Below are 14574 nucleotides of genomic sequence, written 5' to 3' on the forward strand. Positions count from 1 at the left end.
TCGGAGGGAATGAGCAATGTCTTTGAGCGTCTTCGACCTGTTCAAGATCGGCATCGGCCCCTCCAGCTCGCACACGGTCGGCCCGATGCGCGCCGCCGCGCGTTTCGCCGAAGGGCTGCGTCGTGATGGCCTGCTCGCCCGCACGGTTAGCGTCAAGGCCGAGCTGTACGGCTCGCTCGGCGCCACCGGCAAGGGCCACGGCAGCGACAAGGCCGTGCTGCTGGGCCTTGAAGGCGAACACCCCGATGTCATCGACACCGACACCATCCCTGCCCGCCTGCAGGCCATCCGCGACAGCGGTCGGCTGAACCTGCTCGGCGAGCACAGCATCGCGTTCATCGAAAAGCAGCACCTGGCGATGATCCGCAAGCCACTGGACTACCACCCCAACGGCATGATCTTCCGCGCCTTCGACGAGGCCGGCTTGCAAATCCGCAGCCGCGAGTACTACTCGGTGGGCGGCGGTTTCGTGGTCGACCAGGACGCTGCCGGCCACGACCGCATCGTCGAGGACAGCACACCGCTGACCTACCCGTTCAAGACCGCCAAGGAGCTGCTCGGCCATTGCACCGGGCAAAACCTGTCGATCAGCCAGGTAATGCTGGCCAACGAGGCGGCTTGGCGCCCCGAGGCGGAAACCCGTGCCGGGCTGCTGCGCATCTGGCAGGTGATGCAGGACTGCGTCGAAGCCGGTTGCCAGCATGAAGGCATCCTGCCGGGCGGGCTCAAGGTCAAGCGCCGGGCGCCGGCGTTGTACCGCCAACTGAGCCGCAATCCCGAGGCCAGCCTGCGCGATGCCCTGTCGGTGCTCGACTGGGTCAACCTCTATGCCCTGGCAGTGAACGAGGAAAACGCCTACGGCGGGCGTGTGGTCACTGCGCCGACCAACGGCGCGGCGGGCATTGTCCCGGCGGTGCTGCATTACTACATGCGCTTCGTACCGGGAGCCAACGAGGACGGGGTGGTGCGGTTTCTGCTCACCGCCGCGGCCATCGGCATCCTGTACAAGGAAAACGCCTCCATTTCCGGTGCCGAAGTAGGCTGCCAGGGCGAGGTTGGCGTGGCCTGTTCGATGGCCGCCGGCGCGCTGTGCGAGGTGATGGGCGGCACCGTGCAACAGGTGGAAAACGCTGCCGAAATCGGCATGGAACACAACCTGGGCCTGACCTGCGACCCGATTGGCGGGCTGGTCCAGGTGCCTTGCATCGAGCGCAACGCCATGGGCTCGGTGAAGGCGATCAACGCGGTGCGCATGGCCTTGCGCGGCGACGGGCAGCACTACGTGTCGCTCGACAAGGTCATCCGCACCATGCGCCAGACCGGCGCCGACATGAAAAGCAAATACAAAGAGACCGCCCGTGGCGGCCTGGCCGTCAACATCATCGAATGTTGACCCGACAACAACAGCAAGGAGTCACCGATGTCCGAAACACTGCTCAAGACCCCACTGCACGCCCTGCACCTGGAACTGGGTGCGCGCATGGTGCCGTTCGCCGGCTATGACATGCCGGTGCAGTACCCGTTGGGCGTGCTCAAGGAACACTTGCACACACGCGAGCAGGCCGGCCTGTTCGATGTCTCGCACATGGGCCAGATCACCCTGCGCGGCAGCGATGCCGCCAAGGCACTGGAAAGCCTGGTGCCGGTGGATATCATCGACCTGCCGGTGGGCATGCAGCGCTATGCCATGTTCACCAATGAGCAAGGCGGCATCCTCGACGACCTGATGGTCGCCAACCTGGGCGACGACACGCTGTTCCTGGTGGTCAACGCCGCCTGCAAGGACCAGGACCTGGCCCACCTGCAAGCGCACATCGGCAGCCGTTGCGAGGTGCAGCCGCTGTTCGAGCAGCGCGCCCTGCTGGCCTTGCAAGGCCCGGCGGCAGTCAAGGTGCTGGAACGCCTGGCCCCGGAAGTGGCCGGCATGACCTTCATGCAGTTCCGCCCGGTGAAACTGCTGGGTGAAGACTGCTTCGTCAGCCGCTCGGGCTACACCGGCGAAGACGGCTACGAAATTTCGGTACCGGTGCATGCCGCCGAAGCCCTGGCCCGCCGCCTGCTGGCAGAGCCCGAAGTACAACCGATCGGCCTGGGTGCGCGTGACTCGCTGCGCCTGGAAGCCGGCCTGTGCCTGTATGGCCACGACATGAACACCGAGACCACGCCGGTGGAAGCCAGCCTGCTGTGGGCCATTTCCAAGGTTCGCCGTGCCGATGGCGCGCGTGCCGCCGGCTTCCCGGGTGCCGAGGCCATATTCGCCCATCAGCGCGAGGGCGTGCCGAGCAAACGTGTGGGCCTGTTGCCGCAGGAACGTACGCCAGTACGCGAAGGCGCGGATATTGTCGATGCAAACGATAAACCTGTAGGCAAAGTTTGCAGCGGCGGCTTTGGCCCGACACTCGGTGCACCTGTAGCAATGGGTTATATCGATAGTGAACATACCGCTATCGACACCCCACTGTTTGCCTTGGTGCGTGGCAAGAAGGTTGCCTTGAAAGTCAGCAAAATGCCTTTCGTGGCACAACGTTACTACCGGGGCTGAAGCCGCTTTGTGAAGGTTGCGGGCAGGTTCGACATATTCGTTTTCGAACCTGTCCAATAACTTTTGAACATGGCGCCAGGCCAGGCGCCATGCCGTTTCCGACAAATCGGTCGGTTATCGGCAAACGGCCGATTTTCCATACGACCAAGGGCTTGTTTTTCGCTCGGGAGTTGGCGTAGAGTCACTGCACTGTGTTTGCATGGGTCGCAACAGTTCGTGACCTGGGCCAGTAGCCGCAATCTGCTACAACCCGTTCGACGTCTCTTACTTTCCTGCAACCCAGCCCAGTAATCTTTTGCTTCCTTTATTGCAAAAGAAACTGTCATCAAAATTCAAGCTTCATAGGAAATAAGACAATGGCTGAGCGTCAGAACGGTACCGTCAAGTGGTTCAATGACGAAAAAGGTTACGGCTTCATCACCCCAGAAAGCGGTCCGGATCTGTTCGTGCACTTCCGCGCTATCGAAGGTAACGGCTTCAAGAGCCTGAAAGAAGGCCAGAAGGTCACCTTCGAAGCAGTCCAGGGCCAGAAAGGCATGCAGGCTGACAAAGTTCAGGTCGCCGGCTAAGCCGAACCCGACTTCGAGAAAAGCCCCTGCCAAGTGCAGGGGCTTTTTTTTGCCCGTAGAATAGCGGCTTCGTCTTCTGGAGCCGTTTTGCATGTCCAAGCCTCTGCTCACACCCCAGGGTGATTTTCCTCCGGTCGGCCTGGGCCGGCGCCTGGCGGCGATGTTCTACGACTTCCTGCTGTGCACGGCGTTGCTGATCGTGACCGCAGGTGCCTACAAGATGATCCAGATGGCGATCATCGGCGAAGCCCGCATGCGTGAATTGACCGAGGCTGGCGCACTGGACGGCGACCCGCTGCTGTCGACGGTGCTGCTGTTCGTCCTGTTCGGTTTCTTTGCCAAGTTCTGGACCCATGGCGGGCAGACCCTGGGCATGCAGGTGTGGGGCGTGCGGGTGCAGAACGCCGATGGCACGGCCATCAGCCTGTGGCAGGCGCTGCTGCGCTTCGTGGTGTCGATTGCTTCGTGGCTGTGCCTGGGGCTGGGTTTTTTCTGGGCGTTGATCGACAAGCGCCAGCGGGGCTGGCATGACATCTATTCGGAAAGCCAGCTGGTGCGGGTGCCTAAGCAGAAGAGATAAGTACAAGCTTCAGGGCAACCAATGTACCTGTAGGAGCAGCCTTGTGCTGCGAAGAGGCCATCACTGGCAACGAGAGTGTTTTGCCAGACCGGCCCTTTCGCAGCAGAAGGCTGCTCCTACAAGTTCGCCGCAAGCCTACAGCTATTGGTCAAGCAGCAAAAAGCCGACCCTGAGGTCGGCTTTTTTTGTACAGCTCAGGCCATCAACCTGCCCGGCGCAACAACCACACGCCGGCCAGCGCACAGATGCCTGCCGGGATCACCACCGCCAGTAGCGGCGGGAAGCCGAACACCTGGCTCGAAGGCCCCAGCAGGTCCTGGGCGATGCGGAACACAAAGCCCACCAGTACACCGGTGAACACGCGCTGGCCAAGGGTTACCGAACGCAGCGGGCCGAAGATGAAGGAAATGGCCATCAGCACCAGCGCCGCGGTCACCATCGGCTGCAATACCTTGGTCCAGAACGCCAGCCAGTAACGGGCATTGTTCAGGCCCTGGTCGGACAGGTAGTGGATGTAGTCCCACAGCCCGGTGATGGACAGCGACTCCGGCGCGAGGATCACAGTATTGAGCAGTTGCGGCGTGAGCGAAACGTCCCAGCGCTCCTGTGGCGCGGTCACCACTTCGGTGTGGTCGCCACGGAAGAAGGTGGTACGCACGTCGCTGAGCATCCAGTGGTCGTCCTGGTACTGTGCACGGCGGGCGAAGCTCGAGGTGACGATCTTGCGCTCGCTGTCGAAGCGGTAACGGGTCACACCCAGCAGCAGGCCGTTAGGCTGCACGGCGTTGATGTGCACGTACTCCTCGCCCTGGCGGTGCCACATGCCGCGCTTGGAGCTTTGCGCCTCACCACCGCCCTGGGCCAGGGAACGGTCGGCCTGGGCCTTGTTCTCGGTCACCGGCGCCACGTACTCGCCGATCAGCAGGCCCACCAGCATCAGTACCAGCATCGGCTTCATCACCGCCCAGACGATGCGCCCGATGGAAACCCCGGCAGCACGCATGATGGTCAGTTCGCTGCTGCTGGCCAGGCTGCCCAGGCCGATCAGGCAGCCGATCAAGGCGGCCATCGGCAGCATTTCGTACAGCCGCCGCGGTGCGGTCAGCAGGACGAAGTTGCCCGCCTCCATCACCGTGTAGGTGTCACTCAGGTCGCTCATCTCGTCGATGAAGGCAAACAGCGAAGCCAGGCCGAGGATGATCCCCAGCACGGCGAGGATGGCCAGCAGCACGCTCTGGCCGATGTAGCGGTCGAGCTTACCCATGGGCCACCTCCGCACGACGGGCGGCGCGCTTGAGGCGCAGCGGCTCCCAGTACATCAGGCCCAGGCCGATCAGCAGGAACAGGCCGTGGACCCACCACATGCCCAGGGCGATCGGCAGTTTGCCCTTCTCGAGGGCGCCGCGTACGGAAATCAGCATTGTCAGGTAGGCCATGTACAGAAGAATTGCCGGCAGCAGCTTGAGGAAGCGGCCCTGGCGCGGGTTGACCCGGGACAGCGGCACCGCCAGCATGGTGACGATGAACACCAGGATCGGCAGCGACAGCCGCCATTGCAGCTCGGCGCGCTCACGCAGGCCCTTCTTGCCGATCAGCTCGGAAGTGGGGATGGCTTCGCGATCGGTCACTTCCTCGGCGACTTCCGGCTTGGGCAGCAGCACGCCGTAGGTGTCGTACTTGATTGCACGGTAATCGGCCTGGCCCGGGTTGCCATCGTAACGGTAGCCGTTTTCCAGCACCAGGTAGCGGTTGCCGTCGGCCTGGATTTCCTGGTGGCCTTTTTCGGCAACCAGCACCGACGGGGCGCGGTCCTTGGTCTTGTCCTGGTTGAAGCGCTTCTCGGAAATGAACACCCCGGCCAGGTTGATGCGGTCGTCCGACAGCTCTTCGGTGTAAGTCACCCGCGAGCCGTCGCGCAGGGTCTGGAAGCGGCCCGGCACCAGGGTGTCGAACTCGGTCAGGGCATCCTGCTGGGCGATGATCTGCTGCACCTGGGCCACGCCCAGCGGTGCCAGGCTCAGACTAAGCCAGGCCACCAGCAGGGCGACCAGGGCGGCCGGCGCCATGGTCAGGCCCAGCAGGCGCTGCTGGCTCATGCCGGTGGCCGACAGCACGGTCATCTCGCTTTCCAGGTACAGGCGCCCGTATGCCAGGAGAATGCCGAGGAACAGCCCCAGAGGCAGGATCAGCTGCAGGAAGCCCGGCAGACGGAAGCCCATGATCAGGAACAGCACGCTCGGGTCGAGCACACCCTGGGCAGCCTGGGCCAGGTACTTGATGAAGCGCCCGCTCATGATGATCACCAGCAGCACGGCGCTGACGGCGCTCAAGGTCACCAGGACCTCGCGGGACAGATAACGAAAGACGATCAAACCAGACACTCCTGGGTTGTCAGGGCGGACTGCCAATCAATGGCGCCAGACAATGACTTAGTACAGCCAAGACCAATGCCGGTTCGCCAAAGGCGAACCTCCATGTAAAGTGCGCGCATTATCCTGTGATTGACCGCCCCTGTCACTTCGCCGCGCATGAAGGCGCATAACGGGGTTGTCAGCACGCTTCCCGCAGGCTCAAACTGGCAGCTTTTCCGCTGGCGCGCGACGACGCGGCCAGGCCCGTCCAGAGCGCTGGAATACACAGCGCCGACTGTATCGATCATTCGGGGATCCTGACATGGAACTGGTTGTAAAAAGCGTAGCTGCTGCATCCGTAAAAACCGCCACCCTGGTCCTCCCGGTAGGTGAAAACCGCAAGCTCGGCGCCGTGGCCAAGGCCGTCGACCAGGCCAGCGAAGGCGCCATCAGTGCCGTGCTCAAGCGTGGCGACCTGGCCGGCAAGCCGGGCCAGACCCTGCTCCTGCAGAACCTCGCGGGCCTGAAGGCCGAGCGCGTGCTGCTGGTGGGCAGCGGCAAGGACGAAGCCCTGGGCGACCGCGCCTGGCGCAAACTGGTCGCCAGCGTCGCCGGCGTGCTCAAGGGCCTGAACGGCGCTGACGCAGTGCTGGCCCTGGACGACATCGCGGTCAGCAACCGTGATGCCCACTATGGCAAGTACCGCCTGCTGGCCGAAACCCTGCTCGACGGCGAGTACGTGTTCGATCGTTTCAAGAGCCAGAAGGCCGAGCCGCGCGCACTGAAGAAGGTCACCCTGCTGGCCGACAAGGCCGGCCAGGCCGAGGTCGAACGTGCCGTCAAGCATGCCAGTGCCATCGCCACCGGCATGGCCTTCACGCGCGACCTGGGCAACCTGCCGCCCAACCTTTGCCACCCAAGCTTCCTGGCCGAACAGGCCAAGGACCTGGCCAAGGCGCACAAGGCGCTGAAGGTCGAAGTGCTGGACGAGAAGAAGATCAAGGACCTGGGCATGGGCGCGTTCTACGCCGTCGGCCAGGGCAGCGACCAGCCGCCACGCCTGATCGTGCTCAACTACCAGGGCGGCAAGAAGGCGGACAAGCCGTTCGTGCTGGTGGGCAAGGGCATTACCTTCGACACCGGCGGCATCAGCCTGAAGCCTGGTGCCGGCATGGACGAAATGAAGTACGACATGTGCGGTGCCGCCAGCGTGCTCGGCACCCTGCGTGCGGTGCTCGAGCTGCAGCTGCCGGTCAACCTGGTGTGCCTGCTGGCCTGCGCCGAGAACATGCCGAGCGGCGGCGCCACCCGTCCGGGTGACATCGTCACCACCATGAGCGGGCAGACCGTGGAAATCCTCAACACCGACGCCGAAGGCCGCCTGGTGCTGTGCGACACCCTGACCTACGCCGAGCGCTTCAAACCGCAGGCAGTCATCGACATCGCTACCCTGACCGGTGCCTGCATCGTCGCCCTGGGCAGCCACACCACTGGCCTGATGGGCAACAACGACGACCTGGTCGGCCAGTTGCTCGACGCCGGCAAGCGCGCCGACGACCGTGCCTGGCAGCTGCCGCTGTTCGATGAGTACCAGGAGCAGCTGGACAGCCCGTTCGCCGACATGGGCAACATCGGCGGGCCGAAGGCCGGCACCATCACCGCCGGCTGCTTCCTGTCGCGCTTTGCCAAGGCCTACGACTGGGCGCACATGGACATCGCCGGCACCGCCTGGGTCAGCGGCGGCAAGGACAAGGGCGCCACTGGCCGCCCTGTACCCCTGCTGACCCAGTACCTGCTGGACCGCGCCGGCGCCTGACGCCATTGAGCCGGTGGCGCCCCGCGCGCCACCGGCCGGCGATACCACCATGAGCAAAGTCGATTTCTACATCCTGCCCACCGACTCGCTGTCGGCGCGGCTCGATTTCGCCTGCAAGCTGTGCGAAAAGGCCTGGCGCCTTGGCCACCGGGTCTACCTGCATTGCCAGGACGCCGAGCAGCGCAGCGAGCTGGACCAACGCCTGTGGCGCTTCAAGGGCGAGGCCTTCGTGCCCCACGACCTCGCGGAGGTACATGCCGATGCCAGCGTGGCATTGGGCCTGGCCGCCGACAGTGCGGGCGACCACCACGACCTGTTGATCAACCTGGGCACCGGCGTACCGGCCTTCGTCGGCCAGTTCGAGCGAGTGGCCGAAATCGTCGTTGAAGAGCCTGGCATCCGCCAATCGGCCCGTGAACGATTCCGTTTCTACCGTGAACAGGGCTATGCTCTGCAAGACCACCGCTTACAGCGACTTTGACGACGATGGACAAGCCCTCCCCCCTGCCCGATTCCGCCCATCTGCTCGATGACCTCGAGTCGATACGCCAGCTGCTTGGCGACGCCGACCTGCAACCGCCGCTGCTGACCGAGACGGTTGAGCAGATCCCGTTGCTGCTGGAAGAAGCGCCCGGCAACCATGTGCCTGCGGCCGAACCGATAGCTGCCGAACCCGAAGACGACCCGCAGACCCGCCGCCAGGACACCCTCCTGCACCTGGAAAGCGAACTGCGTGCGGCGGCGCAGATGATCATGCAGGACGTGATCAACGACTTTACCCCCCACATCGAGAACGAGATCAAGCGCCGGCTGGATGCGCGGATCGAGCGGTTGATCAAGCGTTCCGAGTAAAACCGAAATTCGGCGGTGCCTTCTTCGCGGGTTTACCCGCGAATAGGCCGTCCCTGCCTGCCAGATAGCAGCAGCTTGTCGCCTGCGGCCCCTAGCTTGGTTATACTTCCCGGCTTTCCCGAATAAATGCACAGGGTCCCGCCGCGCATGGATAAGACCTACCAGCCGCACGCCATCGAAACTTCCTGGTACAACACCTGGGAGTCCGAGAACTATTTCGCCCCACAAGGTGCAGGCGAGTCCTACACCATCATGATCCCGCCGCCGAACGTGACCGGCAGCCTGCACATGGGCCACGGGTTCAACAACGCGATCATGGACGCCCTGATCCGTTTCCGCCGCATGCAAGGCCGCGACACCCTGTGGCAGCCAGGCACCGACCATGCCGGTATCGCCACCCAGATGCTGGTCGAGCGCCAGCTTGAGGCCAAGGGCCAGAACCGGCATGACCTGGGCCGCGAGAAGTTCCTGGAAAAGGTCTGGGAATGGAAGGACCAGTCCGGTGGCAACATCAGCCGTCAGATCCGCCGCCTGGGCTCGTCGGTCGACTGGAGCCGCGAGCGGTTCACCATGGACGACGGCCTGTCCGAAGCGGTCAAGGAAGCCTTCGTGCGCCTGCATGAAGACGGCCTGATCTACCGTGGCAAGCGCCTGGTCAACTGGGACACCAAGCTGCACACGGCCATCTCCGACCTCGAAGTGGAAAACCACGACGAGAAGGGCCACCTGTGGAACCTGCGCTACCCACTGGCCGATGGCGCCAAGACCGCCGAAGGCAAGGACTACTTGGTCGTCGCCACCACCCGTCCGGAAACCCTGCTGGGTGACGCGGCCGTGGCGGTCAACCCGAACGACGAGCGCTACCAGGCACTGATCGGCAAGTTCGTCGAACTGCCGCTGGTCGGCCGCCGCATCCCGATCATCGCCGACGACTACTGCGACCCAGAGTTCGGTACCGGCTGCGTGAAGATCACCCCGGCCCACGACTTCAACGACTACGAAGTCGGCAAACGCCACAACCTGCCGCTGCTGAACATCTTCGACAAGAATGCCTTCGTGCTGGCCAGCGCGCAGGCATTCAACCTCGACGGCAGCGTCAACGAGCAGGTGGACACCCGCCTGCCGGCCCAGTACGCCAACCTCGACCGCTTCGTCGCACGCAAGCAGATCGTCGCCGACCTGGATGCCCAGGGCTTGCTGGTCAGCATCGACGACCACGCGCTGAAAGTGCCGAAGGGCGACCGTTCGGGCACGGTCATCGAGCCGTGGCTGACCGACCAGTGGTACGTTTCCACCAAGCCGCTGGCAGAACCTGCCATCGCCGCAGTGGAAGATGGCCGCATCCAGTTCGTGCCCAAGCAGTACGAGAACATGTACTTCTCCTGGATGCGTGACATCCAGGACTGGTGCATCAGCCGCCAGCTGTGGTGGGGCCACCGCATCCCGGCATGGTACGACGAGGCCGGCCAGGTCTATGTCGGCCGCAACGAGGAAGAAGTGCGCGCCAAGCACAACCTGGGCGCCGACGTGGTCCTGCGCCAGGACGACGACGTACTCGACACCTGGTTCAGTTCGGGCCTGTGGACCTTCTCTACCTTGGGCTGGCCGGAACAGACCGAGTTCCTCAAGAAATTCCACTCCACCGACGTGCTGGTGACCGGCTTCGACATCATCTTCTTCTGGGTTGCGCGCATGATCATGCTGACCATGCACCTGATCAAGAACGAGGATGGCACCCCGCAGGTACCGTTCAAGACCGTGTACGTGCACGGCCTGGTACGTGACGGCCAGGGCCAGAAGATGTCCAAGTCCAAGGGCAACGTGCTGGACCCGCTGGACATCGTCGACGGCATCACCCTCGACGCCCTGCTGGAAAAACGCACCAGCGGCATGATGCAGCCCAAGCTTGCCGAGAAGATCGCCAAGCAGACCAAGGCCGAGTTCCCCGAAGGTATCGCCAGCTACGGCACCGACGCCCTGCGCTTCACCTTCTGCTCGTTGGCCTCCACCGGCCGCGACATCAAGTTCGACATGGGCCGCGTCGAAGGCTACCGCAACTTCTGCAACAAGATCTGGAACGCCGCCCGCTACGTGCTGGACAAGGGCGAGGACTGCGGCCAGAACGGCGAGGCCTACGAGCTGTCGCTGGCCGACCGCTGGATCATCTCGCAGCTGCAGCGTACCGAAGCCGAAGTGACCCGCCAGTTGGAGCAATTCCGCTTCGACCTGGCCAGCCAGGCGCTGTACGAGTTCATCTGGAACCAGTACTGCGACTGGTACCTGGAGCTGTCCAAGCCGGTGCTGTGGGACGAGAACGCCCCGGTCGAGCGCGCCCGTGGCACCCGCCGCACCCTGGTGCGCGTGCTGGAAGTGGCGCTGCGCCTGGCGCACCCGTTCATGCCGTTCATCACCGAAGAAATCTGGCAGCGCATCGCGCCGCTGGCCGGCATCGAAGGCAAGACCATCATGCTGCAGCCATGGCCGGTGGCCAATGAAAGCCGCATCGATGCTGCCGCCGAAGGCGATATCGAGTGGCTCAAGGAGCTGATGGTCGGCCTGCGCAACATCCGCGCCGAAATGAACATCGGCCCGGGCAAGCCGCTGCCGCTGTTCCTGAAGAACGCCAACGCCGACGACCAGCGTCGCCTGCAGGAAAACGAAGCCCTGCTGAAGAAGCTGGCCAAGGTCGAATCGTTCACCGTACTGGGCGATGCCGACGAAGCGCCGCTGTCGGCCACCGCCCTGGTCGGTGACCTGCAAGTGCTGGTGCCAATGGCCGGCCTGATCGACAAGGACGCCGAGCTGGCGCGCCTGAACAAGGAAATCCAGCGCCTGCAGGGTGAAGTGGCACGCGTGGGTGGCAAGCTGTCCAACGCCGCCTTCGTCGACAAGGCACCACCTGCCGTGATCGAGAAGGAACGCGCCAAGCTGGCCGAGTCCGAACAGGCCCTGGCCAACTTCACCGAGCAGCATGCGCGGATTGCAGCGCTTTAATCACTAGAGAAAAGCTGGGGCCGCTTTGCGGCCCTTTCGCGACACAAGGCCGCTCCTACAGGGACGGCGCCGGTCTGAAGGGCGCCGCTATCCTGTAGGAGCGGCCTTGTGTCGCGAAAGGGCTGCAAAGCAGCCCCAGGCTCTATCAGCCACCGCTCGTATAGGGCTGGACACTGCCATGACCCCGAACAAACCCACCCTGCACCCGCGCAACCGCCACCAGGGCCGCTACGACTTCCCCAGCCTGATCAAGGCCCACCCTGACCTGGCGCGCTTCACCATCACCAACCCCCACGGCAAACCCAGCATCGACTTCGCCAACCCCGAGGCCGTACGGGTGTTCAACCGTGCTCTGCTGAAGGCCCAGTACGGCATCCAGCACTGGGATATCCCCGCCGACTATCTGTGCCCGCCAATTCCTGGCCGCGCCGACTACATCCACGTCGCCGCCGACCTGCTGGCCGATGACAATGCCGGCGAGATCCCCAAGGGCGCCCAGGTGCGTGCGCTGGACATCGGCGTGGGGGCCAACTGCATCTACCCGCTGCTGGGCCACAGCGACTACCGCTGGCGCTTTCTTGGCTCGGACATCGACCCCGTGGCCCTGGCTTCGGCCAAGGCCATCGTCCAGGCCAACGGCCTGGGCAAGGCCATCACCCTGCGCCAACAGGCCAACCGTGCGCACATCCTCAGCGGCCTGCTGCAGGAGGGCGAACGCTTCGACCTGACCCTGTGCAACCCACCCTTCCATGCCTCACGCGACGAAGCCACCCGTGGTAGCCAGCGCAAGTGGAAGAACCTCGGCAAGCAGGACCCCAAGCGCAAGCTGCCGGTGCTCAACTTCGGTGGCCAGAACAACGAACTGTGGTGCGAGGGCGGCGAGATCCGCTTTGTCAGCCAACTGGTCAGTGAAAGCGTGCAGTACGCCGAACGGGTACTGTGGTTCACCAGCCTGGTGTCCAAGGCCGGCAACCTGCCGGGGATAGAGGCTGCACTCAGGAAAGCGGGCGCCAAGGCCGTGCGCATCAGTGAAATGGGCCAGGGGCAGAAGCAAAGCCGCATGGTCGCCTGGAGCTTCCACGACGACGAGGCGCGCCAGGCCTGGCACGCCGGGCGTAAAACCCAGGCATGAAAAAACCGCGTCCGGGCAAGCCGGGCGCGGTTTCGTCAAAGCTTCAACAATTACTTGTTGATGGCGTCGGTCAGCACTTTGGCCGGAACGAACTTGACGACTTTCTTGGCAGCGATTTCGATGGCAGCGCCAGTCGAAGGGTTGCGGCCGGTACGGGCAGGACGCTCAGCGACTTTCAGTTTGCCGATGCCTGGCAGAGTGATTTCAGCGCCGTTTTCCAGCTGGTCGGCAACGATCTGGCCCAGTTGCTCCAGAGCGTTCTTGGCGGTGGCTTTTGGCGCGGCGATCGATTCGGCGATGTCGGCAATCAGTTGGTCTTTGGTCAATGCCATGGTGGTGTTCCTTCCCTATCAAATTCGATGGTTATGCAGCGGACTACGACGTTATCGGGCCAGCCCCTGAAAGTGGAGGGCCGCGCCAATCGCGTATGTAGATACGCAAATCGACGTTTGGTTCGACACGACGACAACACGCTGCCAGCAATGCGCCACACAAGGGGCGCAAGACCGCGCAAAGCTACCACAGGAGCAGATAAATATCCGCTGCACGCTTCGATTTAATGCAGGTTTTTCGGGGGTTTTAGCCTAAAACGCACAAAATTGAACAAAAAACGAACAACCGGCATTTCTGCCAACATCCGGCCACTGCATCACCTGGTGTCTAGGGTAAACTGGACAACTTTTGCAGCTCGCCGAGAATTCCATGCCAATCCGTCATTGCATCGTTCACCTGATCGACAAAAAGCCCGATGGCAGCCCCGCCGTGCTGCATGCCCGCGATTCCGAACTGGCTGCCTCCGACGCCATCGAAAACCTGCTGGCCGACCTCAATGACAGCTACAACGCCAAGCAAGGCAAGGCCTGGGGCTTTTTCCACGGCGAGTCCGGCGCCTACCCGCTGAGCGGCTGGCTGAAGCAGTACCTGGACGAAGAAAAGGACTTTACCTCCTTCAGCCGTGTGGCCGTGGAGCACCTGCAAAAGCTGATGGAAGAGTCCAACCTGTCCACCGGCGGCCACATCCTGTTTGCCCACTACCAGCAAGGCATGACCGAATACCTGGCGATCGCCCTTCTGCACCACAGCGAAGGTGTGGCAGTGAACGCCGAGCTTGATGTGACGCCTTCGCGGCACCTCGACCTTGGCCAGCTGCACCTGGCGGCGCGCATCAACCTGTCGGAGTGGAAGAACAACCAGAACTCCAAACAGTACATTTCGTTCATCAAGGGCAAGAATGGCAAGAAGGTCTCGGACTACTTCCGTGACTTCATCGGCTGCCAGGAGGGCGTCGACGGCCCGGGCGAAACCCGCACCCTGCTCAAGGCCTTCAGCGACTTCGTCGAGAGCGAAGACCTGCCGGAAGAGTCCGCCCGCGAAAAAACCCAGACCCTGGTCGAGTACGCCACTACCCAGACCAAGCTGGGCGAGCCGGTCACGCTGGAGGAGCTGTCCAGCCTGATCGACGAGGATCGGCCCAAGGCGTTCTACGACCACATCCGCAACAAGGACTACGGTCTGTCGCCGGAAATCCCTGCGGACAAGCGCACCCTCAACCAGTTCCGCCGTTTCACCGGGCGGGCCGAGGGGTTGTCGATCAGCTTCGAAGCGCACCTGCTGGGGGACAAGGTCGAGTATGACGAAGCGGCAGGGACCTTGATCATCAAGGGGCTACCGACCACGCTGGTGGACCAGTTGAAGCGGCGCAAGGACTGATGACCCCGGGGATGCTGCGCAGCCCATC

14 protein-coding genes are annotated in these 14574 nt (G+C 63.2%); 10 read left to right on the forward strand and 4 right to left on the reverse strand.

Translation table 11 applies throughout. From position 1 onward, the window contains the following. The first annotated feature begins 16 nt into the window (after window positions 1–16). The 4 genes from CAG18_RS08745 to CAG18_RS08760 all read left to right on the forward strand — a co-directional run bounded on the left by CAG18_RS08745 (window position 17) and on the right by CAG18_RS08760 (window position 3691). Window positions 17–1393, forward strand: coding sequence for an L-serine ammonia-lyase (locus CAG18_RS08745; protein WP_015269079.1), 1377 nt, complete (start codon window positions 17–19; stop codon window positions 1391–1393). A gap of 27 nt (window positions 1394–1420) precedes the next feature. After that, the gene (gcvT, locus tag CAG18_RS08750; RefSeq protein WP_015269078.1) at window positions 1421–2542 is read left to right on the forward strand and encodes a glycine cleavage system aminomethyltransferase GcvT; all 1122 of its coding nucleotides are present in this window, start codon (window positions 1421–1423) and stop codon (window positions 2540–2542) included. Between the two features lie 356 nt (window positions 2543–2898). Continuing rightward, on the forward strand, window positions 2899–3111 hold the full coding sequence (locus tag CAG18_RS08755; RefSeq protein WP_003257941.1) for a cold-shock protein: 213 nt from the start codon (window positions 2899–2901) through the stop codon (window positions 3109–3111). Between the two features lie 91 nt (window positions 3112–3202). Beyond that, window positions 3203–3691, forward strand: coding sequence for an RDD family protein (locus tag CAG18_RS08760; protein ID WP_015269077.1), 489 nt, complete (start codon window positions 3203–3205; stop codon window positions 3689–3691). 202 nt (window positions 3692–3893) lie between these two features. Here CAG18_RS08760 and lptG read toward each other — a convergent pair whose 3' ends face one another. Genes lptG through CAG18_RS08775 form a run of 3 tightly spaced genes read right to left on the reverse strand, consistent with a single transcriptional unit; the run spans window position 3894 to window position 6350 of the window. Beyond that, the gene (gene lptG / locus CAG18_RS08765; RefSeq protein ID WP_015269076.1) at window positions 3894–4955 is read right to left on the reverse strand and encodes an LPS export ABC transporter permease LptG; all 1062 of its coding nucleotides are present in this window, start codon (window positions 4953–4955) and stop codon (window positions 3894–3896) included. Further along, a complete protein-coding gene (lptF, locus tag CAG18_RS08770; protein ID WP_015269075.1) occupies window positions 4948–6063 on the reverse strand; it encodes an LPS export ABC transporter permease LptF in 1116 nt (371 codons plus the stop codon). The genes lptG and lptF overlap by 8 nt, the downstream gene beginning before the upstream one ends. Next, window positions 6060–6350: a hypothetical protein gene (locus CAG18_RS08775; protein ID WP_015269074.1), complete on the reverse strand. Its 291-nt coding sequence runs from the start codon at window positions 6348–6350 to the stop codon at window positions 6060–6062. Before CAG18_RS08775 ends, lptF begins: the two co-directional genes overlap by 4 nt. Before the next feature lie 14 nt (window positions 6351–6364). Between CAG18_RS08775 and CAG18_RS08780 the strand changes: the two genes are divergently transcribed. From CAG18_RS08780 to rlmF, 5 genes are all read left to right on the forward strand, one after another. Further along, window positions 6365–7858 carry a leucyl aminopeptidase gene (locus CAG18_RS08780; RefSeq protein ID WP_015269073.1) on the forward strand — a complete coding sequence of 498 codons (1494 nt, stop codon included), beginning with the start codon at window positions 6365–6367 and terminating at the stop codon, window positions 7856–7858. A 49-nt stretch (window positions 7859–7907) separates the two neighbouring features. Beyond that, complete coding sequence (locus CAG18_RS08785; RefSeq protein WP_015269072.1) at window positions 7908–8339, forward strand: DNA polymerase III subunit chi; 432 nt, start codon at window positions 7908–7910, stop codon at window positions 8337–8339. Between the two features lie 5 nt (window positions 8340–8344). After that, on the forward strand, window positions 8345–8710 hold the full coding sequence (locus CAG18_RS08790; RefSeq protein WP_015269071.1) for a hypothetical protein: 366 nt from the start codon (window positions 8345–8347) through the stop codon (window positions 8708–8710). 147 nt (window positions 8711–8857) lie between these two features. Continuing rightward, window positions 8858–11704: a valine--tRNA ligase gene (locus CAG18_RS08795; RefSeq protein WP_013971095.1), complete on the forward strand. Its 2847-nt coding sequence runs from the start codon at window positions 8858–8860 to the stop codon at window positions 11702–11704. Between the two features lie 178 nt (window positions 11705–11882). Then, window positions 11883–12836 carry a 23S rRNA (adenine(1618)-N(6))-methyltransferase RlmF gene (rlmF, locus tag CAG18_RS08800; RefSeq protein ID WP_085720757.1) on the forward strand — a complete coding sequence of 318 codons (954 nt, stop codon included), beginning with the start codon at window positions 11883–11885 and terminating at the stop codon, window positions 12834–12836. A gap of 50 nt (window positions 12837–12886) precedes the next feature. Here rlmF and CAG18_RS08805 read toward each other — a convergent pair whose 3' ends face one another. Further along, window positions 12887–13168, reverse strand: coding sequence for an HU family DNA-binding protein (locus CAG18_RS08805; RefSeq protein WP_003257928.1), 282 nt, complete (start codon window positions 13166–13168; stop codon window positions 12887–12889). 370 nt (window positions 13169–13538) lie between these two features. On the opposite strand from CAG18_RS08805, the gene yejK reads away from it, so the two are divergent. Next, complete coding sequence (yejK, locus tag CAG18_RS08810; RefSeq protein WP_013971093.1) at window positions 13539–14546, forward strand: nucleoid-associated protein YejK; 1008 nt, start codon at window positions 13539–13541, stop codon at window positions 14544–14546. Window positions 14547–14574: the final 28 nt, after the last annotated feature.

Source organism: Pseudomonas sp. B22(2017) (genome assembly GCF_002113105.1).
GTDB lineage: Bacteria > Pseudomonadota > Gammaproteobacteria > Pseudomonadales > Pseudomonadaceae > Aquipseudomonas > Aquipseudomonas asiatica.